Origin of the sequence: Listeria sp. ILCC797, assembly GCF_900186185.1 — a bacterium.
Classification (GTDB): domain Bacteria; phylum Bacillota; class Bacilli; order Lactobacillales; family Listeriaceae; genus Listeria; species Listeria goaensis.
In genome coordinates, this window is the sequence record NZ_FYBS01000001.1 from 400,651 (window position 1) to 421,375 (window position 20,725).

A 20,725-nucleotide genomic window follows, 5' to 3' on the forward strand; every position below is an offset into this window, starting at 1 on the left:
AAGTCGGCACCACATCAATTGTTCCTAGGAAGCCAAAAAAAGAAGTGAGTACACTTCTCACTTCCATTAAAACATGTTATTTTTTAGCAAATTCAGCGTTTAAAAGTTCTTCCAGCTCTTCGGGTGTAATGTGTTCATCAAAAATATGTTCGCCGACAATGACAGTAGGAACAAAAACAACATTCGCGCGGTTCGCTTCCTCGATAATAGCCGCCGTCGCCTCTTCGTTATTTTGCTCTTTTAACTGCAATTTATCTTCCATATAAGAAGCTACTTCGTGAAGCGGCAAATTGCCCCACTCATCTTGCGTCGCATAAATTTTATCAATCACTTCCCACGTTTCAAACGGCGTATCGTAATTTAAATAGCGATGCGCCACGTTGCCCGGCTGAAGTTTTTCTTTTTCCTTATCAAATGGTTTAATAATTAACTCAATCTTTCCATCTCGAACGAAACGATCTAACACTTTTCTTGAATCAGTATGCCATTTACGGCAATATGGACAACGCAAATTCACAAATGACATCACTTTAACTTTCGCATTTTGTGACTGTGCAATATGAATTCCTTCTGTTGTTTTCACTTCAGCAGCCTTAATTTGACTAATATCCACTTTTATTCCCCCTAGTTATGGTTTCATTTTAATCGTACTCGTCGTAGCATTTTTCAGCATTTGCATCACCTGATAAGGCGAATAACCACTAACGTCTTCAAACTCACGCCCAAGACGCTTCTCCTCACCAATCGACGGCACGACCGTCTTAAACGCCCGGTACGTTTCTTTCAATTCCGCCGCACTGACGCCTTTCTCATAAGCCTTCTCAATCGACTCAAAATAATGGATGACGACCGCAATTTCCTCTTTCGTCCAGTCCATATCAATCGGATAACTATAATTCATTTCTTGTCACCCCTTCTTTTGGACAAATTCCCAAGTTCCACATTTCCAAGACAACATAAAATGCTCAGTTTCGGAACTAACAGCCTATTAAATTCATTTTATCATGCAACTTCCAAAGTTTAAAATGAATTGTTTACAAAAAAAAGATGCTAGCAGCACCTTTAATAACCTTGTTCTCTTTTCCGTTTTAGTAACATTGTCATCACAACAAAATAAGCCGGTAAAATGTAACTTACAATAATTAAAATGATAATTTCCAGCGTCGATTTTTGAATGTAGCCATTCGTTAATTTAATAAAACCAGTAATCGGTGTTTCTAAAATTTTAAAAACCGCCTGAAATCCCCCTGCATCATGCATATGTTGAATAAAGCCAATAACGAAAGCCACAATGGCTAGCAGAAAACAAATTCCCGCTATAACATAAGATATCCAAAACAAACTTTTTTTCATCACTTCACCTTACTCTCGTTTATTTCCCAGAATAAAAACATCAACGCCTAATAACTATGCGATTCCACATGTTTTTCTCTGTAACTGATTCTCGCGAAGTGCATGCCAACAAAAAAGAATGCGGGAAGAACAAAATTCAAAATAAACACGACTACATAGCGCACAAGAACGCTTGCAATTGGAATGGTGACAACAGGATTTGTAAACGGTGTCGCAATGATACGCAAAACAGCTTTATAGCCATCGGTATCATGCATATGATGAATAAAACCAATCCCAAATTGTATAAATGTATCCACTGTACAAAGCCCTGCAACAATCATAAGTAAAATAAAAACGGAATGCGGAATATGCCAATGCTTTTTCATTTTCACACCTGAATTCTAAGTTATTTTCGTGAAATATTCCTCTTTTTTACGCCATGTAAATTTTAACATATAAAATACGCTGTTTACAATTGTAAACAGCGTATTTTTTTATTAAATGTGAATAGGGCGTCCTAAAGCAAGTTCAGCCGCTTCCATTGTAAGCTCTCCAAGTGAAGGATGGGCATGGATTGTAAGGGCAATATCTTCTGCGGTTACACCCGTTTCAATTGCAAGACCGATTTCAGAAATAATATCTGAAGCGTTCATTCCTGCAACTTGAGCGCCAAGTACAAGGCCATCTTCTTTACGTGTCACTAAACGTACAAAACCTTCTGGTGCATCAAGTGAAAGAGCACGGCCGTTTCCGCCGAATGGGAATTTCGATGCTTTCACATCAATTCCTTTTTCTTTCGCTTCTTTTTCTGTCATACCTACAGTTGCAAGTTCAGGGTCACTAAACACAACAGCTGGAAGCACAGTATAATCATTTTCAGATTTTTCCCCAGCAATAGCTTCAGCAGCAATTTTTGCTTCGTAGCTTGCTTTATGGGCTAAAGGAACACCTGGAACGATGTCGCCGATTGCGAATACGTTCGGTACATTTGTACGTCCTTGTTTATCGACTTCGATTAATCCACGTTCAGAAACTTTTACGCCTAATTGTTCCAAGCCGATGTCATCTGTATTTGGACGACGCCCAACTGTTACAAGTACATAATCCGCTTCGATTGTGTTTGTTTCGCCATTTGCTTCATAAGTCACTTTCACGCCATTTTCAGTTTCTTCTGCTGACTTAGCGAGTGCTTTCGTTACGATTTCAACGTTTTTGCTCTTCAAGCTACGTTTAACAAGCGATACCATATCTTTTTCATATGTTGGTAAAATTTCAGGTCCGCCTTCAAGAATCGTAAGTTCAGTGCCTAGGTTAGCAAATGCTCCGCCAAGTTCAGTACCAATATAGCCACCGCCGATAACAACGAGTTTTTTCGGTACTTCTTGTAAAGCGAGTGCTCCTGTTGAACTTAACACACGTTTGCCATATTTGAAACCTGGGATTTCGATAGGACGTGAGCCAGTCGCAATGATAACATTGTTGAACGTATAAGTTTGAGCAGAATCTGGGTGAATGACACGAAGTGAATGTTCATCTACGAAGAATGCTTCCCCTTCTAACATTTCAACTTTATTCTTTTTAAGAAGGCCACGAACGCCTGTCGTTAATTTGTTAACAACGCTGCCTTTCCATTCTTGTGCTTTCGCAAAATCGAGATTAACATCTTTCGTTGTAATCCCCATATTATCAGAATGATTTGCTTCTTTAAAACGGTGACCAACTGTGATTAAAGCTTTGGAAGGAATACAACCGACGTTTAAACATACACCGCCGAAATATTCTTTTTCAATAATCGTTACTTTTTGTCCAAGTTGCGCTGCACGAATTGCGGCAACATATCCACCGGGGCCTGCACCGATAACTATCGTATCTCTTTCTTCTGGAAAATCTCCTACAACCATTATTTTACGCCTCCATTAGTAATAATTCTGGATCATTTAATAAACGTTTAATATTGTTCATTGCTTTTTGAGCTGTTGCGCCGTCAATTACACGGTGGTCAAAGCTTAATGATAAAGCAAGAACTGGAGCAGCTACAATTTCGCCGTCTTTTACGACTGCTTTTTCAGCAATACGACCTACACCTAAAATAGCAACCTCAGGATAGTTGATTACTGGTGTGAACCATTGTCCACCGGCAGAACCGATATTTGAAATTGTTGCAGAACCATGGCGCATTTCGTCAGCTGTTAGTTTACCATCGCGTGCTTTTCCAGCTAGCTCATTAATTTCATTTGAAATGGAGAAGATGGATTTTGTATCTGCATTTTTAATGACTGGCACATATAAACCATGATCTGTATCAGCCGCAATGCCGACATTATAGTAATGTTTATAAATAAGTTCTTCAGTTGCATCATCCATCGTTGTATTAAGCACTGGGAACTCTTTTAATGTAGCAACTAAAGCTTTCACCATGTAAGGGAGGAATGTCAGTTTGATACCTTTTTCAGCCGCAACTTCTTTGAAACGTTTTCTGTGCGCCATAAGAGCAGAAACTTCAATTTCGTCCATTAATGTAACGTGTGGTGCTGTGTGTTTCGAGTTCACCATTGCTTTTGCAATCGCGCGACGAGTTGGTGTAAGTTTTTCGCGTGTTTCTGGATAAGCATCGCCAGCAGCTGGAACTGGTTTTGGTGCTGCTTTCGTCGCTTGCGCTTCTTTTTGCGGTGCTGCCGCTTCTGCAGCTGGCGCTTCTGGTGCATCGCCACTTAAGTAAGCTTCGATATCTTGTTTTAAGATGCGGTTATTTTTGCCGCTTCCTGCAACAAGGCGAATGTCAACGCCTTTTTCACGAGCAAATTTACGAACAGATGGCATCGCAATAACAAGACCATTTGGATCTTTTTCAGCAGATGGTGTTCCGTTGCCGCCACTTACAGGAGCCGCCGCAGGTTTTTCTTCTACTTTAGCTGTTTCAGCTGGCGCTTCTGGTGTAGAGGAATGATCCGCTGTACCTTCAAAGTCACCAGTAAATGTGATCAACACTTGACCTACTGTTGCAACTGTACCTTCACCAACTAAAATGTCTTTAACCGTACCATCAACTGGCGATGTAATTTCTTCGACTGATTTATCATTTTGTACTTCAAAAATTGCTTGATCTTCTTCTACTTTGTCACCGGATTTAACAAACCATTTGACGATTTCGCCTTCATGGATTCCTTCACCAATGTCAGGTAATTTAAATTCAAAAACGCCTGCTCCGCTAGAAGGTTTTGCCGCTGGTGCTGTTACTTCTTCCTTCACTTCTTCAGCTGCGTCTTCATGACCTTCAACGCCATCAAAAGTAATTAAAACTTGACCTACAGTGGCTACTTCGCCTTCAGCTACTTTAATTTCTTTTACTGTACCTGAAACGGGGGAAGTAATTTCCTCCACAGATTTATCGTTTTGTACTTCGAATAGAGATTCGTCTTCTTCAATTTTATCGCCTGGTTTTACGAACCATTTGACGATTTCACCTTCGTGGATACCTTCACCGATATCCGGTAATTTAAATGAATATGCCATTGTCTATTAAGCCTCCTGTTTTTATTCAAACTTTATATAGAATATTACGCCATCACGTAACGTACGCTTTTAATTAGAAAGCTAAAACTTCTTTAACACGTTCAACTACATCGTTATGGTTAGGTAACCAAACTGTTTCCGCTTGTGAGAATGGGAAAACGCTGTCTGGTGCAGTAACACGCATAACTGGCGCTTCAAGTGAAAGAATTGCACGGTCATTAATTTCAGCGATAACGTTTGCCGCTACGCCACCTTGTTTTTGTGCTTCTTGAACCATAACAACACGGTTTGTTTTCTTCACAGAGGCAACAATTGTGTCGGTATCGATTGGGCTGATTGTACGCAAATCAATTACCTCAGCAGACACGCCTTCTTTTTCCAAAGCTTCTGCTGCTTTTAAAGATTCTTGAACCATTGCACCGTAAGCGATGATTGTTACATCTGTACCTTCGCGGCGAACTGCTGCTTTGCCGATTTCAACGGTATATTCGCCTTCTGGAACTTCTTCACGGAACGAACGATATAATTTCATATGTTCTAGGAAAATAACTGGGTCATTGTCGCGAATCGCAGAAATAAGCAATCCTTTTGCGTCATATGGTGTGGACGGAATAACGACTTTAAGCCCTGGGGATTGTGCCATTAAACCTTCTAAATTATCGGCATGAAGTTCAGGTGTGTGAACCCCGCCGCCAAATGGTGCGCGAATTGTAATCGGTGCAGTACGTGTACCACCTGTACGGTAACGCATACGTGCCATTTGTGCAACTACAGAGTCCATAACTTCAAATACGAAACCGAAGAATTGAATTTCAGGCACTGGGCGGTAACCTTCAAGTGCTAAACCAATTGAGAGACCGCCGATACCGGATTCTGCAAGTGGTGTATCAAATACACGGTCTTCGCCAAATTCAGCTTGTAGACCTTCTGTTGCACGGAAAACTCCGCCGTTTTTACCAACGTCTTCACCGAATACTAAGACGTTTTCATCATTTTTAAGTTCAACTGCAAGCGCATCTGTAATCGCTTGAATCATTGTTTTTTGCGCCATGATTATTTCGACTCCTTCGCTTCATAAATTGCCAATTGTTCTTTAACGTTGGCTGTTGGTGTTTCATACATATTTTTAAGAAGATCAGATACTTTTTGTTTAGGAATTGCGTCTGCTTCTTTAATTGCTTCTTTGATTTCTTCTTTCGCACGATCGATAACTTCATTTTCTTTTTCTTCGTTCCAAAGACCTTTGCCTTCTAAGAAAGTACGGAAACGAACGATTGGATCTTTTAGTTCCCATTCTCCGTCAAGTTCTTTCGTACGGTAACGAGTTGGATCATCCCCTGAAAGTGTATGTGGACCATAACGGTAAGTCATCGTTTCGATAAGTGTTGGGCCATCGCCTGCAACTGCACGTTCACGAGCAAATTTCGTTACGGCATAAACTGCAAGTGGATCCATTCCGTCTACTTGAACACCTGCAATACCAGCTGCAACAGCTTTTTGTGCAAGCGTTGGTGCTGCGGATTGTTTTTCACGAGGAGTCGAAATGGCAAACATGTTATTTTGTACAACGAAAATAGCAGGAGCATGGAACGCACCAGCGAAGTTTAATCCTTCATAGAAGTCACCTTGAGATGAACCACCGTCACCTGTATACGTGATAACAACATTATCTTTTTTACGTTTTTTAAGTCCTAATGCAACACCCGCTGCTTGCACGATTTGTGCGCCGATAATGATTTGCGGGGACAACACTTTTAAGTCTTCTGGGAATTGGTTCCCTACAAAATGTCCACGTGAGAAAAGGAATGCTTTTGTAAGTGGTAAACCGTGCCAAATAAGTTGTGGCACATCACGGTAACCTGGTAACACGTAGTCTGATTTTTCAAGGGCATAATGACTTGCAAGTTGAGATGCTTCTTGACCTGCTGTAGGTGCATAGAAACCTAAACGACCTTGACGGTTTAACGAAATGGAGCGTTGATCAAGCACACGAGTCCAAACCATACGCGTCATAAGTTCAACCAATTGTTCATCTGTTAAATCAGGCATTAAATCCGGATTTACAATTTCACCTTTTTCATTTAAAATTTGAACCATTTCAAATTGTTTCGCAACTGCATCAAATTGTTGCGTTACATTAATTACTGCCTTCTTTTCTTTAGAAGCCATTACGTATCTCTTCCTTTCGTTTAACAAAATAGTGGAGAAAATGAATGCGCCATCATTCAGACTCTCTGAAAGCTTCATTTCCTGAAAACCTGATTATGTATTAATAAAAATGCGAGCATTAATAATAGAAGAAATCATTCTAAATGTATGTAAAACTTGTTTGGTTGCACTTTAGAATATTTCTTCTAAACATGTTCACTGGTCTAGTTGCTGCTTTACTTTTCCCCAGACACACACAGCAAAACATCTGTATATTTCTGAGTTTGTGAATTTTCGAATGTTTTTTCACAAAAAGACCTTACCAATTTTTTAATCAGCTCATTTTCTTTACGAAATCTGTTCTAATCAAAAACGGAATCTTTATTAATACACCAATCTTCCCTTTTAATTTACACTACTAACCAAAGGAAGTCAATATAATGAACTTCGGAATTTCTATCGCTTTCATTAGCTTAACATCAGTCATTATTCGTTTATTCACACTGTACTAAAAAACACCTTCCATTTTAAATTCTGTTATATAATATAATAAAACAGTTATTACCACACCAGTAAGACACTTTTTCATCTGCCTATTAGTTAGTTTGTGAATTCACAAACTATAAAAATTTTTCTTCTGGATTAAAAACGAATAATCACTCAGATATTAATCAATTCGTTCGCTTTTATCTCTCAATATAATTTAGTTTTCTCAATCCATTCCAATTTTAAAACATATTTGATAGAATAAAGAGTAGTTAATGAATGAACAGGAGCGTCGATGAGATGATTTTAATGAAAGATATTGTTCGTGAAGGTCACCCGGCTTTACGCGAAGTTGCAAAAGAAGTAACTTTCCCTCTTTCTGATGAAGAAAAACAATTGGGACAAGAGATGTTAACTTTTTTAAAAAATAGTCAAGATGAAGAAATAGCAGAAAAATATGGACTACGTGGTGGTGTTGGTCTTGCTGCCCCGCAACTTGCTGTTAATAAACGAATTATTGCTATCCATATTGAAGATGAAAATGATAAACTGTATAGCTATGTTTTATATAACCCAAAAATTAAAAGCTATTCCGTTCAAGAAGCATGCCTTGCAGGCGGTGAAGGCTGTCTATCTGTTGACCGCGAAGTGCCGGGCTATGTCGTTCGCAGCGAGCGCATTACGCTTACTGCTTTTGATGAAAACGGAACACCTATTAAGCTTCGCCTAAAAAATTATCCTGCGATTGTGGTGCAACATGAAATTGATCATTTAAACGGCATTATGTTTTTTGACCACATTAATAAAAATAATCCATCTTACCTTCCGCCAGATGTGGACGTGTTAGGTTAAGATAAAAAAAGATGCCTATTTTGCGCATCTTTTTTAGGAGGTTTTGCTATGGAGAGATACGATAGACAGATTCGGGTTAAGGAAATCGGAGCTTTTGGGCAAAAAAAAATTAGGGAGACAACTGTCCTTATTGTTGGAGTGGGTGCAATTGGGACTTATGCGGCTGAAATGATTGTCCGTATGGGTTTTAAGCGGCTTGTTTTAATCGACCGCGATTTTGTTGAACTGTCGAATTTGCAACGTCAGACGCTTTTTACGGAAGCTGATGCGGAAGCAAGACTTCCTAAAGCGTACGCTGCAGCCTTAGCTTTAAAACAAATGAATCGTGATGTTGTGGTGGATTTTGTTGTGGACGACGCCAATGCGGAGTCGCTTGCCCCTTTTACGGACGTGAATTTTGTGCTCGATTGTACGGACAATTTTGGGACGCGGCGCTTTTTAAATGATTGGTGCCGGGAACACGAGATTCCGTGGATTTATACATCTTGTGCGGGGACTTACGCTGGGCTGATGCCGATTGATTCAAAAGCTTCTGCTTGTTTAACTTGCCTGATTGGGGAAATGCCGCAAACCAATGAAGCAAGTTGCGATATTATTGGGGTGCACGGTGCACTTATCCCCATTGTAGCAGGGGCGCAAGTTTCGCTGTTAATTAAAATGATGCTTGACGAAAATTTTACATATAATACGTTTTATCAAATTGATAACTGGCAATTCTCATTACAAAAAATTGCTGTTTTGAAGTTGCGGACTTGTCCATCTTGCGGGGAAAAAAAGCAAGAGCAGAGAGCATTTTCTTCGCAGCCTATTTTGCTTTGTGGGCGTGATACGGTGCAATTTCAACTGGTGGAAAGTCGGCAGGTTGATTTTGACGGGATTATGAAGCGGCTTGTGCGGGAACAATTGGACGTGCACCGCAATGATTTTCTGCTTTATTTTGATTTTGAAGGCTACCAACTCACGGTTTTTAAAAACGGGCGCGTTTTAGTTCATGGAACGGACGAATTAAATACGGCGCGGAAAATTTATCACCACTTTTTCAATTAAAAGGAGGCATTTCAATGCATGCAGGCAATTCATTTGTGGCGACTGTGGCCATTTTGACAATTAGCGATACGCGGACTTTTGAAACGGATTCTAGCGGAGCTTATATTGAAGAGAGTTTAGCGGCATCGCCTCACCGCGTTTTAAAGCGCGTAATTGTGCCAGATGACGCGGTGCAAATTAAGCAGGCAATGGAAGCTCTAAAACAAGAGGACATACACTGTATTATTTCGACTGGTGGTACGGGACTTGCGAAACGCGATGTAACATTCGAAACGCTTGTTTCGGAAATCATACAGGAAATCCCCGGCTTTGGTGAGCTTTTCAGACAAATTAGTTTTGCTGAGATTGGCACAAGAGCCATGGCAACCCGTGCGTTTAGCGGATTCCTAGATAACGATATTTTATTTTTTGCGTTACCGGGTTCAAAAAACGCCTGCGAAACGGGTATGAAACACTTAATTTTGCCGGAGATGGGGCATCTTTTGGCAGAACGACATAAATAAAAATGCAAAAAGGACGAAACCTTTTCCGAGATTTCGTCCTTTTTATTATCCACCAATCTGGCTCATTCGTCGCCAAGTTGGTTTATGCGAAGTATCCTCATCTTGAAGTTTCAAGGCCATTTCGTGATTTTCAGGCTTATTGTCAATGGATTGTTGCACAATCTTCATCAATTCTTCAGGATTATTTTGAATGTACGGGCGAATATTAAGCTCCTCGTCCCAGTATAAACATGCTTTAATGTAGCCATCTGCCGTCAGACGCAACCGATTGCAACTCGCGCAAAAATGCGAGCTCACCGGATGGATTAAGCCAAAAGTCCCGGCCGCCCCTTTCAAGCGGTAATTCTCAGACGGACCGTTCCCTCTCACTGAATCGACCGCTTCATATTCAAACCCAACTTCTTTACACTTGTCAAAAATGGTCGTTAAAGACAAATATTTCTTCTTCCAACTATTTCCAGCATGACCAATTGGCATGTACTCGATGAACCGAATGTTAATATCTTTATCCTGTGTAAACTTTAAAAAGTCGATGATTTCGTCGTCATTCTGCCCTTTGATGAGGACAACATTTAATTTAATCGGAAACAGGCCCACTGCTTCCGCTTTTTTTATGCCGTCAAGTACCTTCTGTAAGCGCCCACCGCGTGTGATTTCCTTGAATCGGTCCGCTTTTAAAGAATCAAGGCTAACATTAATTCGCGAAAGTCCCGCTTCTTTTAGAGCTTCTGCTTTTTTAGCCAAATACATGGCATTTGTTGTGATCGCGATGTCTTCAATTTCTGGAATTGCTGCGATGCCTCTGACGATTTCGACAATATCCGTCCGGAGAAGCGGTTCCCCGCCTGTTATCCGCACTTTTTTTATGCCAAATTGCGCCATAATTTTCATGAAATCGACAATTTCGTCCTTTGATAACACTTTTTCATGAGGTAAGAATTTAAGTCCTTCTTCTGGCATACAATAAACGCAGCGTAAATTACAACGATCCGTAACCGAAATTCGAATGTAATCATGCGCCCGACCAAAACGATCCGTTAAAACTTGCACAGCTATTCCCCCTATTTTGACGAAAATTCGCCACTTTTACCGCCTGATTTTTGAAGCAAACGCGTCCGTGTAATTTCCATGCCGCGGTCCATGGCTTTACACATATCATAAATGGTGAGTGCCGCGATGCTTGCTGCTGAGAGTGCCTCCATCTCGACCCCTGTTTTGCCAACTGTAACCACCGTCGCTTGGATGGTTAGCGTCCTGTCACCGTCATCTTGAAACGATAAATCCGCTTTTGTCGTCATTAACGGGTGACACATGGGGATAAAATCGCTCGTTTTTTTCGCAGCCATAATGCCAGCCACTTGAGCTACGGCCAAAACATCACCTTTTGAAATTTTACCTTCTTTAATGCGCGTTAATGTTTCAGGTTGCATCACAACAACTGCTTCTGCAACCGCAATTCGTTTTGTTTCATTCTTCTCTGTCACGTCTACCATTTGAGCGCGCTTTTCTTTGTTAAAATGTGATAATTTATCCATCATCAACCTCCACTAACAGGCGGAATGACCGCAATTTCTAGAATTGACTCGGGTAATTCATCTGTATCTTGTTTAAATTCCATGTTGACGGCAAGCATAGAGCGGTGTAAGTCATCTGCGATTTCTGGAAACTCACTGCTAATTAAATCCCGCACATCGCCTACCGTTTGGCAGCCTGTCACGTTGAGTGCAGCTTCAGGCGCGACTTTTTCTGTCAAATAGGCAAAAAACTTAATGGTTGTCATCGTTTAAGCCTCCCCATCTTACTTTATCCGTATCGAATTCCTCTTTCCAAATGGGAACCGATTTTTTCAACTGCTCAATAATATATCGAGAGCCTTCATAACTTTCAGCGCGATGCTTCGTTGCGACACCAATAAAAACGGCAATATCTGAAAGTTCTAGGTCGCCTAGGCGGTGCACAATAGCAACACGTGCATCAAATTTAGCTTCTACAAATTGGGCAAGCTTTTCCATTTCTAAAAGCGCCATCTCCTCGTAGGCTGTGTAACGCATTCGCTCCGTCTGAACTTCCCCCGTCCATTCGCGAATCGTACCTACAAATGTATTGATTCCGCCGTATTTAGCGTCAATTAGAAAATCATACAGCGGCGCAATTTCAATTTTTTTATGTGTTAATTCTACCCTTTTCATTCTAAAAACTCCCCAATTAACGATTCTAAAAATGCCGTTCTCGTTTCGTTTGTCCCAATGAAAGTCACTTCATTCTGTTCCAACCTCACAAGGGAAACAAACGCGATAATTTGCCCTACTTCCTGCTTAAACCACATCATCTCGTCTGCCGAACGCAGAAGGACAATTTTAGGAAAAGGCGCATTTTTATAGCCTTCTACAAGCGTTATATCTGCTGCCCCTAATTTTGCAATCGCATCATGAAGTGTGACATTTTCCTGACTGACGATGGCGTATTTTTCGCTAGACGTAATCATGACCGCATCCGCACCTTCTTCTGCAAAAAAATATGTATCCGTTCCGATATGATCCATCTCAAAATCATGAGCGTCATGCTTAATGGCGTGAACTGTATAGCTTTGTTGCTTCAACATGCCGATAAAATCGCGAATGAGCGTCGTCTTACCGCTATTTTTAAAGCCCACTACTTGGAGGACAATAGCCATACGCTAACCTCTTCTCCTTTTTTCTTGCCGACTTGTCCCCGCGGAATCATAATTAAACAGGTTGCTAGATGCAGGTTGCCAAGCGAACTCGACATATCACTTCCTACTTTGGAAACAAAAAAGGTGCCTGCTTGCTCGCTATATGTGCCGCGTAAGAAGCGGTCGTAGCCATTATTTTTTAAGTAGTCTTCTGCCATAATCCCCGTCACCTCACGAATCGGTAACTTTTTCCCCGAAAGTTTCGCAAGTGCAGGTAGAACAAACAAATGATAGCCTGTAAAACACGCGCCTGGGTTGCCAGACAAGGCGATTAAGAGTTTGCCGCGAAAGCGCAGAGCCGTGGTTGGACTGCCGGGACGCATTTGGATTTTGTTGAAAAGAAGCTCGTTTTGGGTCGCGATATCGGCCATAAAATCATAATCGCCAACGGACACCCCGCCAGTTGTAATGATCAAATCTGCTGTTTCGCTTGCCAAAGTCAATTTTTCAAGTGTCAATTCGTAATCATCTGGCAGCGCCTCTTGGAAACAAATTTCGCAATCAAATTCTTCTAGGAGCGTGCGCAACAGTGCGTCATTACTATTATAGATTTTCCCATCTGGTAAAGCTTCAAATGGTGAGACAAGCTCGCTTCCAGTTGAAAAAATAGCCACTTTGGGGCGTTGAATGGTATGTATTTCCGTTATGCCAAAAGCAGCAAGCAAGCTTACTGAACCCGCGTTTATGACATGGCCTTTCGGAAGTAAGACGTCACCAGCGCGAAATTCTGCTCCCACTTCAGTAATGTTACTTTGTGGTTGCGTATTAATTAAGGTGATAAAACCGTCTTCCGCTCGTTTTGACTGCTCCAGCATAATAATTTTAGCGGCTCCATCTGGCACCTTTGCACCGGTCATAATGCGAACCGTTTCTCCTTTTTTTAGCGGCTTGTCATACGTCGCACCACATGGCACTTCGCCCACCACACGAAGCGTAATCGGATAGTTCCAATCATCAGCCGCGCAAATCGCAAAACCGTCATAGCCTGACCTGCGGAAGTAAGGAAAGTCAAACGGCGCAAGAATAGCGCGGCTTAACACCCTTCCTTTACTTGAATAAAGCGCGGTCAATTCTTCACTTAATGTGACTGATTTCTCGACCACGATATTTTGAGCTTCTTTGTAGGAAATCGAATCCCGTTTAAACGTCATAAAAACCCCTCATTTTCTGTATGCGTTTACTTTATACTAATATAACGTAAATGAGCGTATTTGAACAGTGAAGCCGTTTGATTTCGGCTAATCATTGACATTTTATAGTCCAGAAAGCGATAATAATAGCAGAAAACATCTTCTTTTCTTGGCTTGGAGGTCATCAATATGTTTACGCCTGTTTGGCATTCTATTTTTGTGGCGGTTATTTCTACAACTATCGCCTTTTTCGCTATGTTACCACTTAGTTATTATTTTGCAAAACGGAAATCAAAAATTCAGCTTCCAGTTGAAACTTTAATTTTACTTCCACTCGTCTTACCACCAACCGTTGTTGGTTTAATTTTGCTTTCTATTTTTGGGAAAAACAACCCGTTTGGGGGCATGATTTGGGATACCTTCCATTTTAGCTTTATCTTTTCGCTGGCTGGTGCTATCGTTGCTACCGTCATCATCATTTTGCCCATCATGTATCAAGGTTTAAAAGCGGCGTTTTTATCCATTGATCACGAACTCGTCTGGGCAGCGGAAACGCTATCTGCAAGTTCCGGTCAAATTTTCCGCAAAGTCATTCTGCCAAATTGCTGGCAACCTATTTTAGCTGGTATTCTGTTAAGCTTTTGCCGCGCAATGGGTGAGTTTGGCGCAACCCTTATGGTCGCTGGTTACATCGAAGGAAAAACCGATACGATTGCATCAAGCATTTATTTTATGGTACAGCAAGGAAATATGAAACTTGCCTTTTATTTAGGACTTCTAAATTTACTTATTGGCGTTGTGGCACTCATGATTATTCATGTTTTAACCGTTAGACAAAGCAATTTGATGAGGGGGATGTAAAACGTGACTTTACAACTTCAATTTACTAAAAAAATGCCTTTTCATGATTTAAAAGTGGATTATACTTTTGGGAATAAAATCACCGCGATTATGGGAGCGAGCGGTGCCGGGAAATCAACGCTATTTCAATGTATAAGCGGCTTGAAGCGAATTGATTCTGGCATTATCCAGTTTGAGGATATCGCTTTCGACGACACGTCTATTGCCCTTCATTTGCCGACAGCAGAACGAAAAGTAGGCTACTTGTTTCAAAATTTAGCGCTCTTTCCCAATATGAACGTGTACGACAATATTTCTTTTGGGCTTAAAATGAATAAAGCTAAGCGAAAAGATACAGCAGCAATCGAACGCCAAGTTCGCCACATCGGCGATTACTTGCAAATTTCACACTTGCTTTATTCTTCCGTTCAAAAGCTTTCTGGGGGCGAAAAACAGCGTGTGGCGATGGCGCGCGCAATGATCATTAACCCGAACCTGCTCCTGCTTGATGAACCGTTTAATGGGCTTGATGAGGATACGCGCCACCTTTGTATGGACCTTGTTCAAAATATGGCTACGGATTTCAATTTACCTGTCATTTTTGTGACGCATTACCGTTTTGAAGCGCAAAAAATGACGAACGAAATTGTGATTTTAAAGGATGGTCACCTTGAAAAAGACGCCTAGTGTTGCCATAATTTTAGCTGGTGGGAATTCGACGCGCTTTGGCTGTGACAAGGCGTTCTATGTCCCGGAAGGTAAAACGAAAACGTGGGTGGAGGAACTTGTAGCCAAACTAACGCCCGTCGTCTCGCTGATTTATATTTCCATTCAGGAAAAACAATTGGGTAAGATGAACACCCTTTTTTCTCAAAACGAAAGAATTAAACTGGTTGTCGATGAGCCAGAACTTGCTGATTACGGCCCGCTTGGTGGCCTTTATAGCGTTTCGCGCATGTTACACGGGGAAAATTGCCTGATTACGCCCGTCGATGTGCCGCATATCCAAACAGCCGATTTTGTACGCCTTCTTGCCGCTCAGAACGTCTACGTCAAAACAAAAGAGCATGACCACTATTTAATGGCACATCTTCCGAATTTCAAAAGCGCCATCGCAAGTTGCATCCAGCTGGATGAGCATCGCGTGACACATCTTTTAGAAAAACTGGGCACTGCCCCGCTCTTTTTCAACGACGAACTGGCCTTTCTCAACCAAAATACGCCGTTATAATATGAATTTAAAAAGGCACAGCTCTAAAATGAGAGCTGTGCCTTTTTGAAATATCAGCCTGCAATTTGGCTTTTGAAGTATTCTGCCGCTCCAATTAGGTTGGCTTGATTTTGGAACTCGCATTGTCTGAGTTCTGGCGCAAAGTAGCCCCACTCCTTTTCTTCCAAAAAAGCGTCCATTGTTTGCTTCATTTCAGTAAGAAAAGCTTGGCGCGACGAAATCCCACCGCCTAGAACGATGCAGTCTGGGTCGAAAGCAACTTGCAAGTTAAAAATGCCAAGCGCAAGCGTGTGGTAAAATTTCTTGATTTCTTCTTGTGCGACTGTGTCTCCGTCTTCTGCACGTTTAAAAATAATTTCTCCGCTTAACGAGCCCTTTTCTTCTCCTGTTCGCTTACTATAGCGTTCTACGATGCGGACAACCGTGCCGAGTTCACTAAAGGTTTTATCGCCTTCTAAAAACATCATGCCGTATTCGCCAGCATAGCCATGTTTTCCTGTGTACAGCTGACCGTTTTGAATGAAAACACCACCAACCCCAGTTCCGAGAATTAGAAATAGGACGTTCGGTAAACCTTTCGCTGCCCCGCAAATTGCTTCCGCCATTCCGGCCGCATTCGCGTCGTTAATCATTTCTACTGGCAATTCGAATAGCTTTTTCAATTCTTCTTTGATTGGAAAGTGGTGAATATACGGAATAGCACTAATGCCATCGATAATCCCTTGTTCGTTTAATACAACGCCCGGGGCACTAATTGCGACGCCTGAAAACGAAAATTTATTTTGCCGACTTTCAAGTTCCTTTTTTAATAACGCTTTCATTTTGTCCCAAGTTTTAGGTGTTGGAAATGAAAAAGTGTCTTCGAGCGCATTATTATGCCAGACGCCGCCTTTTACACTTGTACCACCGAAGTCAAAAACTAGTAGATCCATTCTATTCCCTCCAAAAGCTTTTTCTTAATTAATGCCATAGTTTTTCGTATCTGTCAAAAAAAAGCTGGGAATGTTTTAACATTCCCAGCTTAGGTTAAGCTTTTCTCCATTTTAGCCAACCGTATGATTCAACAATTTGCAGGAAGCGGACTAAGCGTGATAGGCTCATTTCATCTTCATTACCGAAGGTTTCATTAAACTCTGCTTCAAGCTCAAACACGTTTTTTTGCCCGTCAATGCGGCTTAAAATAAATTCGCCTTCTGCATCTAATTGAATTTTACGAAAGGCTTTTTGTTTAAAAAAGCGGACTGCTATTTTTTCAATAGGGTTATTTCGTGCCACAAGTAAATACGCTTTATCGCCTTCTTTCGTGACTTGCAATTTATCTTTTAAAACCGGAATTTGATGGAGCAAATTCACTTTTTCTTTTGCCACAAAATGTCCCTCCTATTTTGCTTTTTTAGAACGTGGAACGGTTGAAATATAAAGAAGTGTACAGATGATTATAAAGACGATAAATGGTAACCACTGATTTTGAATGAGCACTTCTGTTGGAATGATGTTTGCGTTAATCGAAATGATGAAAGCGATAATAACGCCGAGTAGCGATTCACCGGCAATTAAACCGGATGCGAACAATGTCCCACGCTCAATTCTTTCTGCGCCTTTTCCTTCTGTATCTTTTTCTTTTTTATGCTTAATAACTGCATTTACAATCATTCGTACGAAGCCACCGAACATAACGGTTGCACTAATGTTTAGTGGCAAGTATAGGCCTACTGCAAATACGAGTGAATTCATGCCTAAAAATTCAATGACAATCGCAATTGAAACGCCGATGAATATAAGCGTCCACGGTAAATTGCCATTTAAAATTCCTTCTGCAAGAATTTTCATAAGCATTGCTTTTGGAGCTGGCAATTCAGCCGAACCCATGCCATAAGCATTGTCAAGTAAGGTTAAAATATATCCCATAACAAGACCACTAGCAAGTACACCTATCATCATTGCGACTTGTTGTTTCCAAGGAGTTCCACCAACTAAATAACCTGTTTTTAAATCCTGAGAAATATCTCCTGCAACAGCAAGCGCTGAGCAGACGATAGCCGCAACAGTTAAGGTTAATATGATTCCTTCATCACCGTGATAACCAAAAGCTTTATAAACGAGCGCAACAATAAGTAATGTTGCAATTGTCATACCAGAAACTGGTGAAGAAGAACTTCCGACAATCCCTACAATACGAGAAGCAACTGTTACAAATAAAAAGCCGAAAATACCGATGGCAAGCGCACCAATAATCCCTACATTTGTGAATGGATCAAAGGCGATAATAACGAGTAGAATTGCAATACAGATGATAACCCATTTCATTGGAATATCTTTATCTGTACGTTCTAATTCAAGCATTTTTCCACCTTTATTTTTGTTCATACTTTTCATTGTGCTGCGTAAAGTTTGAATAATGGCTGGTAAAGTTTTGACAAGTGTAATCAGTCCACCTGCCGCAACTGCCCCTGCGCCAATATATCTTATGTAATTATCCCAAATTCCTGCTGCATCAAGATTTTTAAGTGCTTCACTTGCAGGAAAGATAATTTGCGCACTCTCTCCCCCAAAAAAGGCGATGGAAGGTACTAAAACTAATGAAGCCATAAGACCACCAGCTACCATTTGACCAGCAATTTTAGGGCCGATAATAAAGCCGACACCGACTAATGCTGGATAAATTTGAGTTCCAATGAAGGCTTCTTGAAATTTATAAACGCCGACTTGGATTTCACTTTTAAAAAGTTTAAAGCCGTCTGTAAGTATTTTTACGCTACCGCCTGCTAAAAAGCCAAGTGCGACTAATTTTGCTTGTGAGCCACCTGTTTCACCAGATTTTAAAACTTCTGCACAAGCTGTTCCTTCTGGGTATGGAAGAGTCTCATGTTCATTTACAATGAGCATTCTTCTAAGTGGAACCATCATGAATACGCCAAGGAATCCCCCGACAAGAACGATGAATATCAACATAATTTGCTTAATTTCAACACCCATTAAGAATAGCGCCGGAATCGTAAATACCGCTCCTGCACCTAAGGCTTCGCCGGCTGTTGTCATTGTTTGTACAATATTATTTTCTAAAATGGAATCCCGCTTAAAAATACCTCGTAATATCCCCATCGAAATAACTGCGGCTGGAATAGATGCCGATACTGTTAGACCTACCTTTAATCCTAAATAAGCATTTGCTGCGCCAAATAGAATGGCAAGAATGATACCTAGAACGATAGATGTAACCGTAAGTTCTGGAAGTGATTTCGATGCAGGGATATAAGGAACAAATGGCTTACGCCCTTTTTGTTCACTCATATTAACACTCCTTTATATTTATTAACTGCTTTACAGCATAAAAGCAACATCTAATATAGTACACCTGTCACATGACTTTTACAACATATTTTACGTAAATAAGAATAAAACCATACATATTTCACCAAAAAAAAGACCCGTTTTTCCACAAAACAGGTCTTTTGACTTATCGCTATCTTAATATTATTCAAATTAATAGAATTTTCCTACAGAATCCCAAGATGTTGAAGTGCCTTCATAATGCCATCTTCTTCGACTGAATCTGTGACGTAATCTGCTACAGCTTTGACTTCATCGCGCCCATTTCCCATTGCAACGCCGCACCCAACTTCTTTTAACATATCAATATCATTAAGGCCGTCACCAAATGCGTATGTGTCCTCCATTTTAAACCCGAGCTTTTTAATTAACTCACGAATGCCTTTTGCTTTTGATCCGTTCGCTGGACAAACATCAACGGAAACGTCGTGCCAGCGTAAGAAACGATACTGCGGGAAATTTTCCGCGTAAAAATCATCATCTTTTTCGGCGCAGAAAAGGAGGCATTGATAAATGTTGCGTCCCTTATAATAGTTGGCATCTACTCTTGGATATTCACGTTTAATAGATGACATGCCTTCTGCTACACCAGGGTGATTAGGTAAATTTACTCGAAGTGAATCGCTTGCTGAAAATACGATTGGATTTTCTCGTTCAGTTGCAACTGTAATTAAGCGTTCAAGGGATTCTTGTGGGAGCGGATTTTTATAAATGACTTCTCCTTCAAAAATAACATATTGTCCATTGTAACTGACAAAGGATTGAATATTTAATTCTCTTGCAATTTCATCTAGCATAAACGGTGCTCTTCCTGTTGCAATGGCCACAAAAATGCCTTTTTCTTGAAGCTTTTGAACGGCTTCTTTTGTGGAAGCTGGAATTTCTTTTGCTTCATTCACAAGTGTGCCATCTACATCAAAAAATACAATTTTACTCATTTAGACATACTCCTCAGTACTTAGACTTCTACTTTAGTATAACAAATTCATTTAAAAAGTGGGAAAATCTATCTAAAAACAGCTTTTTTACGAAAATAAGGCATATTCTAGTAGCATTTATGTCATTTTATGGTATATTAGAAAGCAAGGATATTGTTCGGAGAAAAAGAATCTTGAAATACATTTGGAAAAAGGAGTTTTTAATGACGTTCACATCCCACAAATTTGTTTTAAATTCGTGGAATGATGGTATGTTAATTAAAACCTTACATGACACTTTATGATGCACGCAGATAGGATTAGCTTGTCCTGCTGTGCTACTTTACTTTTGTCTTTTTCCATGCCTACAAATTAATATCCGCAAACACTAAAATCAAAGTTTAGGACTTGTAGAGTTTACAAGCTGACTTTTTTTAATTTTTTATAACTAAGGAGAGAAAAAAATGATTTTTAAAGTATTTTATCAGGAAACAAGTACTGAAACACCTGTTAGAGAGAAAACACAAACTTTATACATGGACGCAAATGATGAAGTTGAAGTACGCCAAAATTTAAAAAATGAACCTTTCCACATCGAATTTATCGAAGGTTTGAGTGACAAGCATTTAGCGTATGAAGAAGGACAACCGGGCTTTTCGCTCTGGAAGAAGTAAGATTTT

25 protein-coding genes are annotated in these 20,725 nt (G+C 40.5%); 7 read left to right on the plus strand and 18 right to left on the minus strand.

All coding sequences use genetic code 11. From position 1 onward, the window contains the following. Window positions 1–76 precede the first annotated feature (76 nt). From BN1609_RS01900 to pdhA, 8 genes are all read right to left on the minus strand, one after another. Entirely contained in the window at window positions 77–613 is a 537-nt protein-coding gene (locus BN1609_RS01900; protein ID WP_088808679.1) for a DsbA family protein, read from the minus strand. Between the two features lie 15 nt (window positions 614–628). Next, window positions 629–901 (minus strand): UPF0223 family protein, encoded by a 273-nt coding sequence (locus BN1609_RS01905; protein ID WP_088808678.1) that lies wholly within the window; start codon window positions 899–901, stop codon window positions 629–631. A gap of 161 nt (window positions 902–1,062) precedes the next feature. Continuing rightward, window positions 1,063–1,353 (minus strand): hypothetical protein, encoded by a 291-nt coding sequence (locus BN1609_RS01910; RefSeq protein WP_088808677.1) that lies wholly within the window; start codon window positions 1,351–1,353, stop codon window positions 1,063–1,065. A gap of 47 nt (window positions 1,354–1,400) precedes the next feature. Beyond that, the gene (locus BN1609_RS01915; protein ID WP_088808676.1) at window positions 1,401–1,721 is read right to left on the minus strand and encodes a hypothetical protein; all 321 of its coding nucleotides are present in this window, start codon (window positions 1,719–1,721) and stop codon (window positions 1,401–1,403) included. A gap of 111 nt (window positions 1,722–1,832) precedes the next feature. Beyond that, window positions 1,833–3,236 carry a dihydrolipoyl dehydrogenase gene (gene lpdA, locus BN1609_RS01920; protein WP_088840458.1) on the minus strand — a complete coding sequence of 468 codons (1,404 nt, stop codon included), beginning with the start codon at window positions 3,234–3,236 and terminating at the stop codon, window positions 1,833–1,835. Between the two features lie 4 nt (window positions 3,237–3,240). Continuing rightward, window positions 3,241–4,848 carry a dihydrolipoyllysine-residue acetyltransferase gene (locus tag BN1609_RS01925; protein WP_088840459.1) on the minus strand — a complete coding sequence of 536 codons (1,608 nt, stop codon included), beginning with the start codon at window positions 4,846–4,848 and terminating at the stop codon, window positions 3,241–3,243. A gap of 73 nt (window positions 4,849–4,921) precedes the next feature. Further along, on the minus strand, window positions 4,922–5,899 hold the full coding sequence (locus tag BN1609_RS01930) for an alpha-ketoacid dehydrogenase subunit beta (RefSeq protein ID WP_088808673.1): 978 nt from the start codon (window positions 5,897–5,899) through the stop codon (window positions 4,922–4,924). A gap of 2 nt (window positions 5,900–5,901) precedes the next feature. Further along, entirely contained in the window at window positions 5,902–7,017 is a 1,116-nt protein-coding gene (gene pdhA, locus BN1609_RS01935; protein ID WP_088808672.1) for a pyruvate dehydrogenase (acetyl-transferring) E1 component subunit alpha, read from the minus strand. 765 nt (window positions 7,018–7,782) lie between these two features. Between pdhA and def the strand changes: the two genes are divergently transcribed. From def to BN1609_RS01950, 3 genes are read left to right on the plus strand one after another with little or no spacing between them, the layout of a single operon-like run. Then, a complete protein-coding gene (gene def, locus BN1609_RS01940) occupies window positions 7,783–8,334 on the plus strand; it encodes a peptide deformylase (protein WP_088808671.1) in 552 nt (183 codons plus the stop codon). Between the two features lie 48 nt (window positions 8,335–8,382). Further along, window positions 8,383–9,381 carry a ThiF family adenylyltransferase gene (locus BN1609_RS01945; RefSeq protein WP_088808670.1) on the plus strand — a complete coding sequence of 333 codons (999 nt, stop codon included), beginning with the start codon at window positions 8,383–8,385 and terminating at the stop codon, window positions 9,379–9,381. A 14-nt stretch (window positions 9,382–9,395) separates the two neighbouring features. Next, window positions 9,396–9,884, plus strand: a complete 489-nt coding sequence (locus BN1609_RS01950; protein WP_088808669.1) for a molybdenum cofactor biosynthesis protein B — start codon at window positions 9,396–9,398, stop codon at window positions 9,882–9,884. Between the two features lie 45 nt (window positions 9,885–9,929). On the opposite strand, the gene moaA is transcribed toward BN1609_RS01950, so the two are convergent. From moaA to BN1609_RS01980, 6 genes are read right to left on the minus strand one after another with little or no spacing between them, the layout of a single operon-like run. Next, complete coding sequence (gene moaA / locus BN1609_RS01955; RefSeq protein ID WP_088808668.1) at window positions 9,930–10,934, minus strand: GTP 3',8-cyclase MoaA; 1,005 nt, start codon at window positions 10,932–10,934, stop codon at window positions 9,930–9,932. Window positions 10,935–10,945: 11 nt separating this feature from the next. Continuing rightward, window positions 10,946–11,422, minus strand: coding sequence for a cyclic pyranopterin monophosphate synthase MoaC (gene moaC, locus BN1609_RS01960; RefSeq protein WP_369821452.1), 477 nt, complete (start codon window positions 11,420–11,422; stop codon window positions 10,946–10,948). Next, a complete protein-coding gene (locus BN1609_RS01965; RefSeq protein WP_088808666.1) occupies window positions 11,422–11,664 on the minus strand; it encodes a MoaD/ThiS family protein in 243 nt (80 codons plus the stop codon). The genes moaC and BN1609_RS01965 overlap by 1 nt, the downstream gene beginning before the upstream one ends. Continuing rightward, window positions 11,651–12,073 (minus strand): molybdenum cofactor biosynthesis protein MoaE, encoded by a 423-nt coding sequence (locus BN1609_RS01970; RefSeq protein WP_088808665.1) that lies wholly within the window; start codon window positions 12,071–12,073, stop codon window positions 11,651–11,653. The genes BN1609_RS01965 and BN1609_RS01970 overlap by 14 nt, the downstream gene beginning before the upstream one ends. Next, a complete protein-coding gene (gene mobB / locus BN1609_RS01975; RefSeq protein WP_088808664.1) occupies window positions 12,070–12,558 on the minus strand; it encodes a molybdopterin-guanine dinucleotide biosynthesis protein B in 489 nt (162 codons plus the stop codon). The genes BN1609_RS01970 and mobB overlap by 4 nt, the downstream gene beginning before the upstream one ends. Next, window positions 12,537–13,748 (minus strand): molybdopterin molybdotransferase MoeA, encoded by a 1,212-nt coding sequence (locus tag BN1609_RS01980; protein WP_088808663.1) that lies wholly within the window; start codon window positions 13,746–13,748, stop codon window positions 12,537–12,539. Before BN1609_RS01980 ends, mobB begins: the two co-directional genes overlap by 22 nt. 168 nt (window positions 13,749–13,916) lie before the next feature. Here BN1609_RS01980 and BN1609_RS01985 point away from each other — a divergent pair, with 168 nt between their 5' ends. Genes BN1609_RS01985 through BN1609_RS01995 form a run of 3 tightly spaced genes read left to right on the plus strand, consistent with a single transcriptional unit; the run spans window position 13,917 to window position 15,798 of the window. Next, entirely contained in the window at window positions 13,917–14,588 is a 672-nt protein-coding gene (locus tag BN1609_RS01985; RefSeq protein ID WP_088808662.1) for a molybdenum ABC transporter permease, read from the plus strand. Between the two features lie 33 nt (window positions 14,589–14,621). Beyond that, on the plus strand, window positions 14,622–15,254 hold the full coding sequence (locus BN1609_RS01990; RefSeq protein WP_088809060.1) for an ATP-binding cassette domain-containing protein: 633 nt from the start codon (window positions 14,622–14,624) through the stop codon (window positions 15,252–15,254). Further along, window positions 15,238–15,798, plus strand: coding sequence for a molybdenum cofactor guanylyltransferase (locus BN1609_RS01995; protein WP_088840460.1), 561 nt, complete (start codon window positions 15,238–15,240; stop codon window positions 15,796–15,798). The genes BN1609_RS01990 and BN1609_RS01995 overlap by 17 nt, the downstream gene beginning before the upstream one ends. Before the next feature lie 53 nt (window positions 15,799–15,851). On the opposite strand, the gene BN1609_RS02000 is transcribed toward BN1609_RS01995, so the two are convergent. The 4 genes from BN1609_RS02000 to BN1609_RS02015 form a co-directional block, all read right to left on the minus strand. Beyond that, the gene (locus BN1609_RS02000) at window positions 15,852–16,730 is read right to left on the minus strand and encodes an ROK family protein (protein WP_088840461.1); all 879 of its coding nucleotides are present in this window, start codon (window positions 16,728–16,730) and stop codon (window positions 15,852–15,854) included. A 94-nt stretch (window positions 16,731–16,824) separates the two neighbouring features. After that, window positions 16,825–17,166 carry a PqqD family protein gene (locus BN1609_RS02005; protein ID WP_088815144.1) on the minus strand — a complete coding sequence of 114 codons (342 nt, stop codon included), beginning with the start codon at window positions 17,164–17,166 and terminating at the stop codon, window positions 16,825–16,827. A 12-nt stretch (window positions 17,167–17,178) separates the two neighbouring features. Then, window positions 17,179–19,089 (minus strand): OPT family oligopeptide transporter, encoded by a 1,911-nt coding sequence (locus tag BN1609_RS02010; protein ID WP_088808658.1) that lies wholly within the window; start codon window positions 19,087–19,089, stop codon window positions 17,179–17,181. A gap of 206 nt (window positions 19,090–19,295) precedes the next feature. Next, window positions 19,296–20,066, minus strand: coding sequence for a Cof-type HAD-IIB family hydrolase (locus BN1609_RS02015; RefSeq protein ID WP_088815143.1), 771 nt, complete (start codon window positions 20,064–20,066; stop codon window positions 19,296–19,298). Window positions 20,067–20,509: 443 nt separating this feature from the next. On the opposite strand from BN1609_RS02015, the gene BN1609_RS02020 reads away from it, so the two are divergent. Further along, window positions 20,510–20,719: a DNA-dependent RNA polymerase subunit epsilon gene (locus tag BN1609_RS02020; protein ID WP_088808656.1), complete on the plus strand. Its 210-nt coding sequence runs from the start codon at window positions 20,510–20,512 to the stop codon at window positions 20,717–20,719. Window positions 20,720–20,725: the final 6 nt, after the last annotated feature.